This window comes from Roseovarius sp. MBR-51, assembly GCF_053628575.1.
Window position 1 is genome coordinate 15,663 of sequence record NZ_JBRJGQ010000005.1, and the last position, 15,791, is coordinate 31,453.

At 60.6% G+C, this 15,791-nt stretch carries 15 protein-coding genes and 1 tRNA gene; 12 read left to right on the top strand and 4 right to left on the bottom strand.

Going from position 1 to position 15,791, the window contains the following annotated elements:
• Positions 1-205: 205 nt before the first annotated feature.
• Together ACSSVY_RS08275 and ACSSVY_RS08280 are read left to right on the top strand one after the other, a co-directional pair.
• Positions 206-2,113: a PAS-domain containing protein gene (locus ACSSVY_RS08275; RefSeq protein WP_454268969.1), complete on the top strand. Its 1,908-nt coding sequence runs from the start codon at positions 206-208 to the stop codon at positions 2,111-2,113.
• A complete protein-coding gene (locus ACSSVY_RS08280; RefSeq protein WP_454268971.1) occupies positions 2,110-2,811 on the top strand; it encodes a response regulator in 702 nt (233 codons plus the stop codon). The genes ACSSVY_RS08275 and ACSSVY_RS08280 overlap by 4 nt, the downstream gene beginning before the upstream one ends.
• 27 nt (positions 2,812-2,838) lie before the next feature.
• Here the strand turns inward: ACSSVY_RS08280 and ACSSVY_RS08285 are convergent, their stop codons facing one another.
• The 3 genes from ACSSVY_RS08285 to ACSSVY_RS08295 all read right to left on the bottom strand — a co-directional run bounded on the left by ACSSVY_RS08285 (position 2,839) and on the right by ACSSVY_RS08295 (position 5,256).
• Positions 2,839-3,492, bottom strand: a complete 654-nt coding sequence (locus tag ACSSVY_RS08285; RefSeq protein WP_454268973.1) for an alternative oxidase — start codon at positions 3,490-3,492, stop codon at positions 2,839-2,841.
• A 98-nt stretch (positions 3,493-3,590) separates the two neighbouring features.
• Positions 3,591-3,908: a 4Fe-4S dicluster domain-containing protein gene (locus ACSSVY_RS08290; protein ID WP_454268974.1), complete on the bottom strand. Its 318-nt coding sequence runs from the start codon at positions 3,906-3,908 to the stop codon at positions 3,591-3,593.
• A 145-nt stretch (positions 3,909-4,053) separates the two neighbouring features.
• Positions 4,054-5,256: a hydantoinase/carbamoylase family amidase gene (locus ACSSVY_RS08295; protein WP_454269369.1), complete on the bottom strand. Its 1,203-nt coding sequence runs from the start codon at positions 5,254-5,256 to the stop codon at positions 4,054-4,056.
• Between the two features lie 203 nt (positions 5,257-5,459).
• Between ACSSVY_RS08295 and ACSSVY_RS08300 the strand changes: the two genes are divergently transcribed.
• The gene (locus tag ACSSVY_RS08300) at positions 5,460-6,512 is read left to right on the top strand and encodes a DMT family transporter (RefSeq protein ID WP_454268975.1); all 1,053 of its coding nucleotides are present in this window, start codon (positions 5,460-5,462) and stop codon (positions 6,510-6,512) included.
• A gap of 52 nt (positions 6,513-6,564) precedes the next feature.
• Here the strand turns inward: ACSSVY_RS08300 and ACSSVY_RS08305 are convergent.
• Positions 6,565-6,639 (bottom strand) — tRNA-Thr (locus ACSSVY_RS08305).
• A gap of 86 nt (positions 6,640-6,725) precedes the next feature.
• Between ACSSVY_RS08305 and ACSSVY_RS08310 the strand changes: the two genes are divergently transcribed.
• The 9 genes from ACSSVY_RS08310 (at position 6,726) to rodA (ending at position 15,786) form a co-directional block, all read left to right on the top strand.
• Positions 6,726-6,893: a hypothetical protein gene (locus tag ACSSVY_RS08310; RefSeq protein ID WP_454268977.1), complete on the top strand. Its 168-nt coding sequence runs from the start codon at positions 6,726-6,728 to the stop codon at positions 6,891-6,893.
• A 5-nt stretch (positions 6,894-6,898) separates the two neighbouring features.
• A complete protein-coding gene (gene murA / locus ACSSVY_RS08315; RefSeq protein WP_454268979.1) occupies positions 6,899-8,167 on the top strand; it encodes a UDP-N-acetylglucosamine 1-carboxyvinyltransferase in 1,269 nt (422 codons plus the stop codon).
• Positions 8,164-8,634, top strand: a complete 471-nt coding sequence (locus ACSSVY_RS08320) for a DUF2948 family protein (RefSeq protein WP_454268981.1) — start codon at positions 8,164-8,166, stop codon at positions 8,632-8,634. The genes murA and ACSSVY_RS08320 overlap by 4 nt, the downstream gene beginning before the upstream one ends.
• Before the next feature lie 102 nt (positions 8,635-8,736).
• Positions 8,737-10,038: a histidinol dehydrogenase gene (gene hisD, locus ACSSVY_RS08325; protein WP_454268983.1), complete on the top strand. Its 1,302-nt coding sequence runs from the start codon at positions 8,737-8,739 to the stop codon at positions 10,036-10,038.
• Positions 10,039-10,170: 132 nt separating this feature from the next.
• A complete protein-coding gene (locus ACSSVY_RS08330) occupies positions 10,171-11,217 on the top strand; it encodes a rod shape-determining protein (RefSeq protein WP_037275078.1) in 1,047 nt (348 codons plus the stop codon).
• A 31-nt stretch (positions 11,218-11,248) separates the two neighbouring features.
• Entirely contained in the window at positions 11,249-12,178 is a 930-nt protein-coding gene (gene mreC, locus ACSSVY_RS08335; RefSeq protein ID WP_454268985.1) for a rod shape-determining protein MreC, read from the top strand.
• Positions 12,171-12,710, top strand: coding sequence for a rod shape-determining protein MreD (locus ACSSVY_RS08340; RefSeq protein WP_454268987.1), 540 nt, complete (start codon positions 12,171-12,173; stop codon positions 12,708-12,710). The genes mreC and ACSSVY_RS08340 overlap by 8 nt, the downstream gene beginning before the upstream one ends.
• Entirely contained in the window at positions 12,707-14,650 is a 1,944-nt protein-coding gene (gene mrdA, locus ACSSVY_RS08345; protein WP_454268989.1) for a penicillin-binding protein 2, read from the top strand. The genes ACSSVY_RS08340 and mrdA overlap by 4 nt, the downstream gene beginning before the upstream one ends.
• A complete protein-coding gene (gene rodA, locus ACSSVY_RS08350) occupies positions 14,647-15,786 on the top strand; it encodes a rod shape-determining protein RodA (protein ID WP_454268991.1) in 1,140 nt (379 codons plus the stop codon). The genes mrdA and rodA overlap by 4 nt, the downstream gene beginning before the upstream one ends.
• The last annotated feature ends 5 nt before the right edge of the window (positions 15,787-15,791 follow it).

Below are 15,791 nucleotides of genomic sequence, written 5' to 3' on the forward strand. Positions count from 1 at the left end.
TGCCAAGTTATATCCTCCCTTTGCCCGCTTTCACGAGCATCCGACCGCCTTAGGGCGATTCTCCTCTCCCTAGAGGGTGCGAGAATCATCGTCGCCGTCAACTTTTTCCTGAACATTTCGCAATCCTTACGAATTGTAACAGGGCGACGATTGCCCTTTGCGGAGAGGTTTTCCGATGCTAGCCAAAGAGAAGGAGGACCCCTTCATGTGCCCAACCCGCGCCGATCATGACGCCATGACAATGGCCGGGCTGAACCTCATTCAGCAGGCACTGACAATCTATGACCGTGACCTGCGGCTTGCCGTCTGCAACCGGAGGTTTCAGGAAATGTTCGCTCTGCCCGATACGCTCGTGACCCCTGGCGCCGATTTTGCCGACACAATCCACTATCTGGCGACACGTGGCGATTACGGTGATGTGGGAGATGTCGATGCGTTTGTCGCCACCCGCGTTGAAATCGCCCGCGCGTTCGAGCCGCATTACATGGAACGCGCCCGCGCCAATGGCCGCACGATCAGCGTCGAAGGCACGCCCCTTCCGCAAGGGGGATGGGTCACGGTCTATACCGACATCACACGCACCAAACGACAAGAAGCGCTTTTGCGCTCACGCTCCGAAGAGCTATCCGACCAGTTGGTCGAATATTCCGAGGAATTGTCGGCGACCAATCGCCAGCTTGAGGCAACAATCACAGCACTCGAAGAGGCCAAGCGTCAGATTTCCGAGGCCGAGGCGCGCACGCGCCTCACAGCCGAGATGATGCCCGCCCATATTGCGCATGTCGGCCCGGACCACTGCTATACCTATTCCAACCGCCGACTGACCTCTGTCATGCCCGGATCACGCGCTGACCTGATCGGCGTGCATGCGGCAGAGGTGCTGGGACCGCAGACATGGGCCATTATCGGGCCGGAACTCGACAAGGCGTATGCCGGGCAAGCCTCGGTTTTTGAGTTCACCCATGAACCAAGTTCGCGGCGCGTCCGTGTGGCCCTGACGCCGGATCATTCCAGCGGCGGCGTCTATATCCTGTCCATGGATATCACTGAAGAAAGTCAGACTCGTGCCGCTTTGCAACAAACACGGCGTCGAGAGATGGCCGCTCAGCTGACCTCCGGCCTTGCGCATGACTTCTCGAACCTTTTGACGATCATTCTGGGTATGCAATCACGCCTTGGGCGGATGGGCCTTCAACCTGCGGCGCAAGAGCTGATCAACGCCACGCTTGCCGCAGCACGGCGCGGGGGCGGACTTTTGAACCGGATCGCCGACATGACCGGCCCGCGCGAGCACGAACCGGTGCCCACGGATCTTGCCGCTTTTCTGGACGATCTTGAAACACTGGCGCGCTCTGCGCTGCCCTCTGGCATAACACTCCGCATCGGGCGCGACGGCATCAAGGACCGTTACCTGCTCGATCCGGGCATGTTGCAGGACTCACTGATCAATCTGGTACTCAACGCCCGCGATGCTTGTGCAGGAAGTGGCACGATTACTCTCACCACCCACCCGCTGCAGGACATATGGCTCGAATTTGCGGTCACCGATACCGGACCCGGATTCAGCACCGAAGCGCTCAAACATGCGCTCGATCCGTTCTTCACCACCAAAGGAGGCGAGGGATCGGGGCTTGGCCTATCCATGGTCTACGACATGACAAAACTGGCGGGCGGACGCATCATTCTCGACAACACCGACCAAGGCGGGCGCGTGGCTCTGCGCCTGCCCCTGCGCCCGGCCGGGGCGGCACGCCCGCCCGGACTCGTGCTCTTGGTCGAGGACAGCCCCGATCTGCGCTCGACCCTGCGCGACATGCTACGCGGTGCCGGTCATAGCGTGATCGAGGCAGCGAGCGTGGACGAAGCGTCAGCCCTGATTGCCGATCTACCAGAGATTTCCGCTGTCCTGTCGGATATCGTTCTGGAAGGTGACAGAACCGGGCTCGATCTGGCCGCCCTGCCCCGCCGCAAAGGGTGCCCAATGGTGCTCATGACGTCGCTGCCGCCTGATGACCCGCTGCATCGAGAGGCCGCCAAACTCGTCCCCGTACTGCGCAAGCCCTTCACCGCAACTCAGCTAGATGCGGCCCTCAATGCCGGAGAGACGCTATGACCGCGCCGCTTGTTACTATTCTTGACGACGAACCTGCGATCCGCTCCATGCTGGCCGAGGCCTTGACCGAAGCCGGGTTTCGCACCATGACGTTCAGCCGCGCCACAGAGTTCGAAGCAGCCCTGCGCAGTACGACGCCAGATGTCTGCCTCGTGGATCTGTCGCTGCCGGATCGTGACGGGCTCAGCCTCGTGCATCGGCTCGCCCTAGAGCAGGGAGCGACCGTGATCATTATCTCAGGTCGTGCGCAGGTGCAGGACCGGGTCACGGGTCTGGAACTTGGCGCAGATGATTACATCATCAAACCCTTTGACCCAGCCGAGGTGGTGGCGCGGGTCCGCGCCCGGCTGCGGCGTGGAACACCTGCGCCACAAACGGGTGAGGTGGCGCGCTTCAACGGCTGGACCGCACATTTCGATCGCTACATGCTGGAAGATGAAAAAGGCGTTGAAACACCCTTTTCCCATGCTGAAGGCGAGGTGCTGCGGCTCTTTCTCGAACGCCCAAAACGGCTGATCTCCCGGCAGGCCATGCAAGAGGCGCTTGGCGGAGCGGCGGGCGAGAGCTTTGACCGCGCCATGGATGTCCGCATTTCACGCTTGCGCACAAAGCTGCGCGAAGATCCCAAAAATCCGCGTCTGATCAAGACGATCTATGGCGCGGGCTATATCTTTCTCGGAGATGTGGCGTGGGGATAGCTGAAGTCTGAAAATCTCCCCTTAGACTTATGGATCACGCCCCTCCATGATTTCATTGGCAAAGCGGTGATTTGTGTCGCGGTGATGAGCCTCGTCCGAGCGGACCCTAATCACGACGTCCCGCAAACGGGCATCCGCATCCAAGTTCCAATAGTCGATAGCGATTTGCGGGGCCGCCACGTTCTCTTGGCCGCCGGCATCAATTTCGGCCAAGTATTGTGTGTAGCTGACCACCGCCTCCTCTTCCAGATATCCGACAATCCGATGGGCTGTGCGCGGCGCAAAGAGGTAGGTAAAGAAGAAAACATTATAAAAAATCATCTGCGCCACCATGATCAACATGCGCTCCGCCCGTGACGGCTGCGCAATGTGGATAAAGGTCATCAGATGCATGCGCTCATTCTCGGCCTCATCCAGCAGCTCGCGGATCCATCCCTGATCATCGCGGATATGGCGAATGGATTTGAGATGCCGCAACAGGCCGCCCACCATGCCCGGAACCGCTGCCACTGTCTCAAGAACCACAGCCCGGTGGCCGTAACGCTTGGTAAAAAAGGCGTCGGCAAAAATCCGCATGAATTTCACGATCCGCAGAGCAACCCGGTCGTGAATATCACGCGGCGTATGGTGGACGTCGAGGTCCGTCGTGTCATCGTGTTGAAAGCTCATCTCGGATTTCATGCAACACTCCATCTCTGCATACCCTTTAGATGGGGCACAAAGATGAATTCAGAATGCGACATATCGTGCAGGACCTGCGCCCCGCCACCGTTGCGTCATCAGAAAATCGGCCCGTTGTTGACCTCAGCCTGTAATACGCGCTTCAGACCGGATCGCGTCTCGCGAGTGAACTCGATCGCACCATGCGTGCAGACGTCGGCACATAGGCCACATAGTCCACAACTCTGAATCGAGACAACAACCGGCAAACGTTCCTTATCCAACTCGATGATCTGGTTCGGACAGACTTCGACGCAATCACCACACCCGGTGCATAGGTCGGCAAGACGCATTTCACGCACCGCACCCGGCGGGCGCGGCAGAGCATCAAGACCTTCGACATCCGGCAACATACGATCTCTAAACTCATACAGCATATGTTTCCGCCCTCCCCCGGCCCGCAGATCCGAGTCACCCCTCCAATCTCAAATGAAAAATAGGGGCATGCGACTCGTCCATGATTCAGATCTGTTCATTGTGTAAAAATATCGTGAATTGTCACGCAGCAGTGCAGCATACGTATCAGACTGCACCGCGCCCCACCGCACCCGCGAGCACCATGAGACCGGTTACCAGATCAGCCTCGTCAGTATCTTCGGCAAAGGCATGGCTGATCCCATTGATCGACGGCACAAAAAGCATGGCCGCTGGCATCAGTCGCGCCACATTGGTGGCATCATGCAGCGCGCCTGATTGCATCTGTCGCCAACGTCCCGGAGCGACCGTGGCAGCACTCTCGCAAAGCGCTGCACGCAGGCGGGCATCCATCGGCACCGGTTCCAGTCCCAGCATATCGCCAAAGCTGAGGCCAAGACCCGCCCCGCTCGCAACCTCCTCGGCGGCGTCGCGAATGATTGTCTCCATGCGGCTCAATCGCTCGGTATCTCCATCGCGCCATTGCATCGAGAACGTCGCACGCCCCGGAACGATAGAATGCGCATCCGGGTGCAACGCGACGTGCCCAATGGTCCAGACGGTCTGTGGAGACACCACGTTGCGAAACCGCTCGTTGATCAGAGCGTTGAACCGCGCAAGCCCTTGAAAGGCATCCCGGCGGCGATGCATGGGCGTGGTACCCGCATGGTTTTGTTCGCCGTCAAAGGTGATCCGCATATCCCGAATCCCTACGATATCAGTAACAATGCCCACAGCCTCGTCGGCTTCGGACAGCCATGGACCCTGTTCGATATGAAGTTCCATGAACCCGGAGAACTGCAAGGGATCGACAAACTTTCCCGCCAGATGCGCCATCGCCGCACGCGCCTCGGCAAAGCTGACGCCCATTCGGTCCGTCTGCCGGTCCGCCACCTCCAGAGCTAGATTTCCCGACCAGATCGCGCTGCCCGTGGTCACGCCAAAGCGCCCTTCTTCATCTTGAAAGGATACGACTGACACGGGCGGGCCACCCGCCTCTCGGGCTGCTCGGGCGATTTCCAACCCGGCAATCACTCCCAGCGCGCCGTCCAGCCAACCGCCCTCAGGCTGACTGTCACTATGACTGCCCAGCAAGAGCGATGGCCCATCAACCAATCCAAAAAGATTGCCCACAGGATCAAACTGCGGTCTGAGCCCTGCTTGTGCCATCCGCTCTGCCAACCATTGCCGAGCGGCAATATCGGGCTGGCTATAGCCAGGCCGTACCACGCCCTTGCCCACACCCGCGGCGCCAAAGCTGCGCAGATGGTGCAGATCATCCAAAAACCGTTCCGGTTTGACCTCGAGCATCACACCCCCCGACTTGTGCATCTTCGCGCAGGTTACAGACCTCGTGCGCAGGGGCAATGGCTGTGTTTCGATCGTAACCGCCAACGTGTCAGTCTGCCTCACCACCTAGGCGTGATCATCGTTTTGTTGCTTTTTGAACAGGTCTGGCGAAGATGGCGCAGGATCTGGCCCAAAACGGTCACGAGAGAACGGGAACAGCCACAATGAACATCGCCGTTAATGGGGAGCCGTCAGGCAAATCTTTGGCCTTGATGGGAGCTGTCTTGGTCTGGGTTGCGGTGCTGGTCTACGCTGCGTCCAATTCCGTGGTCTCCTTGCTGGCCGATATCGGTCGAGAACATCCAGTGATGGGGCGCAACGCCGTTACGCTTTGCAATCTGCTCTTTCTGGGGTCTCTGTTGTCGCTCATTCCGATGGGCATCATGTTTCACAAAGACTGGACACGCGAGACCCTGCGCAGGCTTACGCGCAAGGACTGGGGAATTCTTTCGCTTTCGGCGCTCTTGTCATCAGCGGTGACACCGGCCCTGTTCTTTATCGCGCTCGATTACACCACCGTTACGAATGTGGTACTGATCGGGCGGATCGAACCGCCGCTGTTTTTGCTCACAACGTTCCTCCTTCTTGGGGAAAAGCTTGATTATTGGGCCTTTGCCGCTGGTCTGATTGCCCTTCTGGGCGCACTTCTCATGCTGGTTCTGAACAGCGATGGTGCCGCCTTTACATTTGGAAAGGGTGAGATTGCGACGGTGTTTGCGACCCTGTCCTTCATCGCCTCGACCATCGTCAGCCGGGTTGGGCTCAAGGGCATTCCACTGGGAATCTTCTCAATCTATCGAACCATTCTTGGCACGATCATCTATTATTTCCTCGCGATCTACCTCTATGGGGCCCTGCATTTTCAAGACATTTTTGCGGGCATCGTTTGGAAATGGGTCTGGGTATACGCCATCCTCGTCATCGTCGTGGGACAGTTTTCATGGACGCTCGGCCTGAAATATGCGCGCTCGGGTGATATATCCTTGGCCACGTCGTTCTCTCCCGTCGCAGCACTTGTGATCGCCATGCTGCTGCTCGGAGAAGACCCCGGACCCGGCCTGATCCCCGGCGGTGCGATCATCCTTACAGGGATCGGCATCGGCCAATATGGCCGACTTCGCCGTCAAAAGGCAGAACGCCGCGCGGAAATCGCAGAAAAATTGGCGCTCGACGACGCTCTCGAACGCGAAGGAAGCATCAATTTCAAGGGCGCATAGGCCATCACGACCAGGGTTTTCAGATGGACCATCACCGCAAAACGGGGAAAACTGGTGCTGCTGGGGAGGATTGAACTCCCGACCTCGTCATTACCAATGACGCGCTCTACCACTGAGCTACAGCAGCACGTGTGGCGCGCTGATTAGACGCTAATCGCCGATGGCGCAAGGGGTAACTGGACGGTTTTTCGCACCTCCTGTAAGAGAGAGACCATGAGCAAAAAACAAACACCGGATAAAGCCGCGAAACAGGGCCCAAGCCGCGAGGACAGGCTGAAATCGGCGTTGAAGGCCAATCTCGCACGGCGTAAGGCGCAGGTGCGGGCGCGGGCGGATGAGGGATCAGGCCCAAAGCGCACCGGTGAAAAGGATGAGGGATAGAGCAGATGGATTCGATCGTCGTCACGGGCAATGGCCCTCTCAAGGGGCAAATCCCAATCGCGGGGGCGAAGAACGCCTGCCTCACCCTCATGCCCGCCACGCTCTTGAGTGACGAGCCGCTGACCCTGACGAACGCGCCGCGCCTGTCGGATATCAAGACCATGACAACGCTCCTGCAATCGCTGGGGGCCGAGGTGGTGCAGATGCAGGGTGGTCAGGTGCTGGCGCTGTCATCGCACAGCCTGAACAACCACGTCGCCGACTATGACATCGTGCGCAAGATGCGGGCATCCATCCTCGTACTGGGGCCGATGCTGGCGCGGGACGGGCATGCGGTGGTGTCGCTGCCGGGCGGCTGCGCCATTGGCGCGCGGCCCGTCGATCTGCATTTGCGGGCGTTGGAGGCCATGGGTGCCGAACTCGACCTGCGCGATGGCTATGTGCATGCCCGCGCGCCCGGTGGCCTTAAGGGTGGCATTTTTGAGTTTCCCATCGTTTCGGTCGGGGCCACGGAAAATGCGCTGATGGCGGCGACGTTGGCCAAGGGTACAACGGTGCTCAAAAACGCGGCGCGCGAACCGGAAATTGTCGACCTTGCTCAATGTCTGCGCCGCATGGGCGCTCAGATCGAAGGCGAGGGCACCAGCACGATCACCATTCAAGGCGTGGACCGTCTGGGTGGTGCGACACATCCCGTGGTGGTCGACCGGATCGAGCTAGGCACCTATATGCTTGCCCCTGCAATCTGCGGCGGCGAGGTGGAATGCCTTGGCGGGCGGCGCGACCTAGTGGGTGCTTTCTGTGACAAGCTCGAAGAGGCGGGCGTCAGCGTGAGTGAGACCGAGAAAGGTCTCAAGGTGAGCCGCACGAACGGACTGGTTCGCTCTGTCGATGTGGTGACAGAGCCCTTCCCCGGCTTTCCCACCGACCTGCAAGCGCAGATGATGGCGTTGATGTGTACCGCCGACGGCACCTCGGTTCTGGAGGAACGCATTTTCGAGAACCGCTTCATGCATGCGCCTGAACTGATGCGGATGGGGGCCAAGATTGATGTCCATGGTGGCACCGCCACGGTGACCGGGGTTGATCACCTCAAGGGTGCACCGGTCATGGCCACCGATCTGCGGGCCTCTGTGTCGCTCATCCTTGCGGGTCTGGCCGCAGAGGGCGAAACCATCGTCAACCGGGTCTATCACCTTGATCGTGGCTATGAACGGGTCGAGGAAAAGCTGGGCAACGTCGGCGCGAAAATCGAGAGGATCAGCGGTCAATGACCCAAGACGCCAAATTCGAGGATGGACGCGAAGCGCCGCTCAATCTTGGGGCGATGGACGCCGATGACCTCAGGGTGATTTCGAGCCTCGCACAGGATGCCGTCTTTCCAATCACCGAAATGACATGGCGTGCTGGGCAGCGTCGCTTTGGCCTGCTACTCAATCGCTTTCGGTGGGAGGATCGGGGTCAAGCGCGGCATGCTCCGGAACGAGCGCAATCGCTCTTGGTGGTCGACAATGTGCTGCGTGTGGCCAGCCAGGGCATTGATCGGAGTGACAAGGATACGATCCTGTCGCTGCTCGCAATCACCTTCGAGCCGGGGGCGGACGGCGCGGGGCATGTGCTGCTGACTCTCGCGGGCGACGGCGCGCTGCGGCTGGAGGTCGAGGCGCTGGAAGTCACACTCAAGGATGTGACACGGCCCTACCGCGCACCTTCGGGCAAGGTGCCCCATCACGAGGGCTGAGCCGCGCGCCAGCCGCCGAATATGAGTATTTGCCCCAAGGAAAATGCGGGGGCTTGAGACAGGGGACACACCCCGCTATGTCCCCCGGCGAAAGGAACCGCCATGCCGATCACGCTTGACGCCACCGCGCCCGATTTCGAGCTCCGCTTTTCACAATTGCTGAGCGCCAAACGCGAGGACAGCCCCGATGTGGACGATATCGTCGCGGGCATCATCGCCGATGTGCGGGCCCGTGGGGACGCAGCCGTCATCGCCTTGACCGAGCGGTTCGACCGTCTGGTGCTGACGCCGGAAACGCTGCGGTTTTCGCCTCAGGACATTGCGGCGCTGATCAGTCAAGTGCCGCAGGCAGAGCGTGACGCATTGGACCTGGCCGCCAGCCGCATCCGCGCCTATCACGCGCGCCAGATGCCCGAGGATGCAAGCTGGACCGAAGAAAGCGGCGCAATGCTGGGCTGGCGCTGGACGCCCGTCTCTGCGGCGGGGCTCTATGTGCCGGGCGGCTTGGCCTCTTACCCTTCATCGGTGCTGATGAATGCCATTCCCGCCAAGGTGGCTGGTGTCGAGCGGTTGGCCATCGTGGTGCCGACCCCCGATGGCAAGGCGAACCCGCTGGTTCTCTTGGCCGCGCAAATCGCGGGCGTGGATGAAATCTATCGCATCGGTGGCGCGCAGGCGATTGCCGCCCTTGCCTATGGCACCGAAACGATTGCCCCAGTGGACAAGATCACCGGCCCCGGCAACGCGTTTGTCGCGGCTGCCAAGCGGCGGGTGTTCGGCAAGGTCGGCATCGACATGATCGCTGGCCCCTCGGAAATCCTCGTGATTGCCGACCGGGGTCAAAACCCCGACTGGATCGCGCTCGATATGCTGAGCCAAGCCGAGCATGACGAGAGCGCGCAGGCCATTCTGATCACCGACGATGCAGAGCTTGCCGACGCGGTCAGCGCCGCCATCGACCGCCACCTCGAAACGCTGGAGCGCCGCGCCATTGCGGGGGCCAGTTGGCGCGACTATGGCGCGATTATCCTTGTCCCCGACATGGCCACAGCAGTAACGCTCTCGAACCGTATCGCGCCTGAACATCTGGAACTTTGCGTCGCTGATCCTGACACCCTGTCAGAACAGATCACCCATGCCGGCGCGATCTTTCTAGGGGCTTGGACGCCCGAGGCGATTGGCGATTATGTCGGCGGGCCAAATCACGTCCTGCCCACCGCGCGCTCGGCTCGGTTCTCGTCCGGCCTGTCCGTCATGGATTTCCTCAAGCGCACGACACTGGCCAAGATGACTCCCGAAGCGCTGCGCGCTATCGGCCCGGCGGCCGAGACGCTGGCCATCTCCGAGAGCCTTGAAGCACATGGCCTTTCCGTGCGCGCGAGACTTGACCATCTGAACACTTAAAGCGGCGGTTTGACGCTTGCGAACTCGAAACGCACCCTTTCACCTGCGGCGTCCGGACACTATAAGGGCAAACGCCCCGGACCCCGAGTCGCGGGGTTAATCATCGTTTTGGGCGACAGGGCACGGACGCATATGTCTATATTTGATAGGATTCCCAGTCTGTTTTCATCAGACATGGCAATTGATTTGGGAACGGCGAATACGCTGGTCTATGTCAAGGGACGTGGCATCGTCCTTTCGGAACCTTCGGTTGTCGCCTATCACATCAAGGACGGTGTCCGCAAAGTGCTGGCCGTGGGCGAGGATGCCAAGCTCATGCTGGGTCGCACACCCGGCAGCATCGAGGCAATCCGGCCCATGCGCGAGGGCGTTATTGCCGACTTCGACACCGCCGAGGCGATGATCAAGCATTTCATCCGCAAGGTACACAAGCGCTCGACCTTCTCCAAACCCAAGATCATCGTCTGCGTACCCCATGGGGCGACGCCCGTGGAAAAACGTGCAATCCGGCAATCGGTGCTCTCTGCTGGCGCACGCCGGGCGGGCCTGATTGCGGAACCGATCGCTGCGGCCATTGGGGCTGGCATGCCCATCACCGATCCCACCGGCAACATGGTTGTGGACATTGGCGGCGGCACGACCGAAGTCGCGGTTCTCAGCCTTGGCGATATCGTCTATGCCCGCTCGGTGCGGGTCGGTGGCGACCGCATGGACGAGGCGATCATCAACTATTTGCGTCGCCAGCAAAACCTGCTGGTGGGGGAATCTACCGCAGAGCGTATCAAGACCAGCATCGGCACGGCGCGTATGCCCGACGACGGGCGTGGCACCTCGATGCATGTGCGCGGACGCGACCTGCTCAATGGCGTGCCCAAGGAAATCGAAATCAGTCAGGCGCAGATCGCCGAGGCGCTTGCCGAACCCGTGCAGCAGATCTGCGAGGCGGTCATGACCGCGCTCGAGGCCACGCCGCCCGATCTGGCGGCTGATATCGTGGACCGGGGCGTGATGCTGACCGGGGGCGGTGCCCTGTTGGGCGATCTCGATCTGGCGTTGCGCGAACAGACCGGGCTGGCCGTGTCCATCGCCGACGACAGTCTCAATTGCGTGGCCCTTGGCACCGGCAAGGCGCTCGAGTTTGAAAAGCAGTTGCGCCACGCGATTGACTACGACAGCTGAACCACCCACCTTTGCCTAGAAGGGGGACTCCGTGGCTAGGGACCGGGGACAAGGCGAAGATTACAGTGGCCCGCTGAAGCGCCTGCTTCTGGGGGTCCTGCTGTTGTGCCTGCTTGGCATCTTCCTGATCTGGCGGATCGACAGCCCGCGCGTCGAGAGGTTCCGCGCGCAGGTGGTGGACCGGGTCGTGCCGTCGTTCGACTGGGCGATGGCGCCGGTCACGGGGGCGGTCAACATCCTGCGCGATTTCCAGAGCTATCAGCGGATGTATCAACAAAATCAGGACCTGCGCCGCGAATTGCAACAGATGAAGGCGTGGAAAGAGGCGGCGCTGCAACTCGAACAGGAAAACGCGCGGCTCTTGGATCTCAACAATGTGCAACTCGATCCGCGCCTGACCTATGTGACCGGCGTCGTCATGGCTGATAGCGGCTCGCCGTTTCGGCAATCGGTGCTGATCAACGTGGGCGCGCGCGATGGCATCATGGATGGCTGGGCGGCGATGGACGGCCTGGGGCTGGTTGGGCGGATTTCCGGCGTTGGTCGCAACACCGCGCGGGTGATCCTGCTCACCGACACCTCGAGCCGTATCCCGGTCACGATCCAGCCGTCGGGTCAACGCGCGTTGATCATCGGCGATAACTCCATCGCGCCGGTGGTCGATTTCGTCGAAGCCCCGGATCAGGTACGCCCGGGCGACCGCGTTTTGACCTCGGGCGATGGCGGAGTGTTTCCTGCGGGTCTGTTGGTGGGTCAACTGGCCGAAGATCCGGGCGGTCGTATGCGCGTCCGCATATCTGCCGACTACGAACGACTAGAGTTCCTTCGCGTTCTGCGCAGCTATGAGAAAGAGCGGCTGACCGACCCCGGACAAGTGATCGCGCCCTTGATCCTACCCGGCACGGAGGGCCCTACCATCCCGACCGACCCGGCAGAGGCTGCGGAGGCTGGCAATGGCTGATGCACTCGTGCCACGTTCCTGGGTCATGCGGGCGCTCTATCTCGTGCTTTGTATCACTCTGCTCTTTCTGCACCTTATGCCGTTGGAGCATATGCCGCCGAAATGGGCCGGGCCGGATTTCGTGATGGCTCTCACATTTGCCTGGGCGGTGCGTCGACCGGACTATGTTCCGGTGCTTCTGGTGGCCGTGGTGACACTCGGGTTGGATCTGATGTTGCAGCGACCGCCGGGACTCTGGGCGGCGCTGATGGTCATTGGGACACAGACCCTGCGCAACCGGGCACCCTCGTTGCGCGATCTAACCTTTGCCGCGGAATGGGCTTCAGTCGCCAGCACCATGGTTTTGATCACCGTTGCCAACCGGGTTATTTTGGCAGTTCTTATGGTGGATCAGGCCCCTTTGGGTCTCAGCCTGATGCAACTCCTGTCAACATTGGTCGCATACCCGGCCATGGCTATCGTGTCACATGTCTTGCTGGGTGTGCGCAAGCGCGCGCCCGGCGATCTCGATACGGCGGGGCCGCGCCTATGAGACGCCCGCCCCGCGACACCGCCGAGAGCCAACGACGGATCACCCGGCGCGGTCTGGTCGTGGGTGGGCTGCAATTGGGCGTGATGGGCGCGCTCGCGCTGCGCATGCGCTATATGCAGCTTGAACAGGCCGATCAGTTTCGCCTTTTGGCCGATGAAAATCGTATCAACATTCAGCTGATTCCCCCAACGCGCGGTCGCATTTTTGACCGCGAAGGACGGGTCATTGCCGAAAATGTGCCCAGCTACCGGATTACCATGATCCGAGAACAGGCCCGCGACGTGGACGAAATCATAGCCCGACTTGCCCGACTGGTCGAACTGGACCCGGGCGAGTTGGAAAAGGCCCGGCGTGAATTGACGGAACTGCGCGGCGATACCCCCGTGACGGTCGCTGACCGCGTCACTTGGGAAGAGATCAGCCGCGTCGCGGTCAACGCGCCCGCTCTGCCGGGGGTGCATCCCGAGGTCGGTCTTTCGCGCCGCTATCCGTTGCGGGGCGATCATGCGCATGTGGTGGGCTATGTCGGTCCGGTCAGCGACCGTGATCTCGAACGGATTGACGCGCCGGAACAACTCTTGCGCCTGCCCCGCTTTCAGATTGGCAAGATCGGCCTAGAGGCGCAGCACGAGAACCTGTTGCGCGGCTCGGCTGGGACACGACGCGTCGAGGTCAACGCCGCAGGGCGCGTGATGCGCGAACTTGACCGTCAGGAGGGGCAGCCAGGGGCAGATATCCAACTGACACTGAACAACAAATTGCAATCCTACGCCAACGCGCGCCTTGATGGAGAGAGTGCGGCGGTGGTGATGCTGGATTGCGAAACCGGTGACATCTTGGCCTGTGCCTCTTCCCCCAGCTACGATCCCAACCTCTTTGTGCGCGGCATCTCTGTGGCGGACTATCGCGCCCTGCTCGATGATCCCTACCGCCCGCTGCCCAACAAGGCGGTGCAGGGCATCTATCCTCCGGGGTCCACCTTCAAGATGGTGACGGCGCTTGCAGCGCTCGAGGCGGGTGATATGTCGCTTCAGGACACGGTCTATTGCCCCGGCCATCTGGAAATCAGTGGCCGCCGCTTTCACTGCTGGAAGCGCGGCGGGCATGGCAACATGGATCTCCACCTGTCTCTCCGCGAAAGTTGCGACGTCTATTATTACGAACTCGCCTTGCGGACGGGGATCGAAAACATCAGCGCCATGGCCGAACGTCTGGGTCTTGGGGTGCAGTTTGACCTGCCAATGACCAGTGTCGCCAAGGGCTTGGCCCCGACGCGAGAATGGAAAGTGGCCAATCGTGGCGAGCCGTGGGTCGTGGGGGATAGCGCCAATGCCTCGATCGGGCAGGGTTTCGTGCTGGCCTCGCCACTGCAACTCGCGGTGATGACGGCACGTCTGGCCACCAGCCGGAGCGTGACGCCCCGTCTGGTCAAATCCATCGACGGGGTCGAACAGCCTTCTGGCCACGGTGAACCGATGGGCCTCAATGAAAACCTGCTGCGCGAGGTGCGCCGCGCGATGTTTGCCGTCACCAACAGCAATCGCGGCACCGCCTATCGCAGTCGCATTGTCGAAGATGCCTTTCGCATGGCGGGTAAGACCGGCACCAGTCAGGTGCGCAACATCTCGACCGGCGAACGCGCAACCGGCGTGCTCAGCAATAGTGCCCTGCCCCGCGAACAGCGCGATCATGCGCTCTTTGTCAGCTTTGCGCCCTTTGACGCCCCAAAATACGCCGTCGCGGTGGTGGTTGAACATGGCGGCGGTGGATCAACCGTCGCGGCGCCGATTGCCCGTGATGTCATCCTTCAGGCCCTATACGGCGAAGACCCGCCGCTCGCCGCCTATCCCGAGGCCGACCGTCCCAATATCAAGGCCCTTCAGGAAAAGCTGCGCAATACCCGCCCGAGCCCCGATGGCGAAGACAGGGACCGCGCATGAGTTATCTCGAACACTCCATCAAGACCGCCCCGTCGGGCGCGCGCAAGATCCTCTATCTCAACTGGCCGCTTATCCTCTTGCTTTGCGCGGTCGCGGGGATCGGCTTTCTCATGCTTTACTCGGTTGCGGGGGGGAATTTGTCGGTCTGGGCCGAACCTCAGATGAAGCGATTTGCGCTCGGCCTCGCTGTGATGCTCGTCGTCGCCATGGTGCCAATCTGGTTCTGGCGCAATATGTCACTTATGGCCTATGTGATTTCCGTCGCCCTGCTGATCGCCGTCGCTCTGGTTGGAGTCGAGGGCAAGGGTGCGCAGCGGTGGATCGAACTTGGGTTCATGCGGCTGCAACCCTCGGAACTGGTCAAGATCACCCTCGTGATGCTATTGGCCGCCTACTACGATTGGCTGCCGATGTCGCGGGTATCGCGGCCTTTATGGGTGCTCATTCCGGTGACCTTGATCCTGACTCCGGTGGCCCTTGTGCTGCGCCAGCCCGATCTCGGCACGTCGATCCTTCTCTTGGCGGCGGGGGGGGTCATGATGTTCGTCGCCGGTGTGCATTGGGCCTATTTCGCAACCGTGATCCTTGCGGTGGTGGCTTTGATCTTTGCTGTGTTCGAAAGTCGCGGCACCGATTGGCAACTGCTTGAAAACTATCAGTATCGCCGGATCGACACCTTTCTCAATCCCGACAATGATCCGCTTGGCGCAGGCTATCACATCACCCAATCCAAGATCGCCCTCGGCTCTGGCGGTTGGACGGGCCGGGGCTTCATGCAGGGCACGCAATCGCGGCTCAACTTCCTGCCCGAGAAACATACAGACTTTATCTTTGTGACGCTGGCCGAGGAATTCGGCTTTATCGGCGGCGTTTCCATTCTGGGGCTTTATACGCTCATCCTCCTGTTCTGCGTCTCTGCGGCGTTCGGCAACAAGGATCGCTATTCCTCCTTGCTCATTCTGGGGGTGGCGATGACGTTTTTCCTGTTCTTCGCGGTCAATTTGGCGATGGTCATGGGACTTATGCCCGTGGTCGGCGTGCCGCTGCCGCTGGTCAGCTATGGCGGATCGGCGATGCTCGTGCTCATGGTCGGCTTTGGCCTTGTCCAGAGCGCCCATATCCACAAACCAAGGTAGGACCA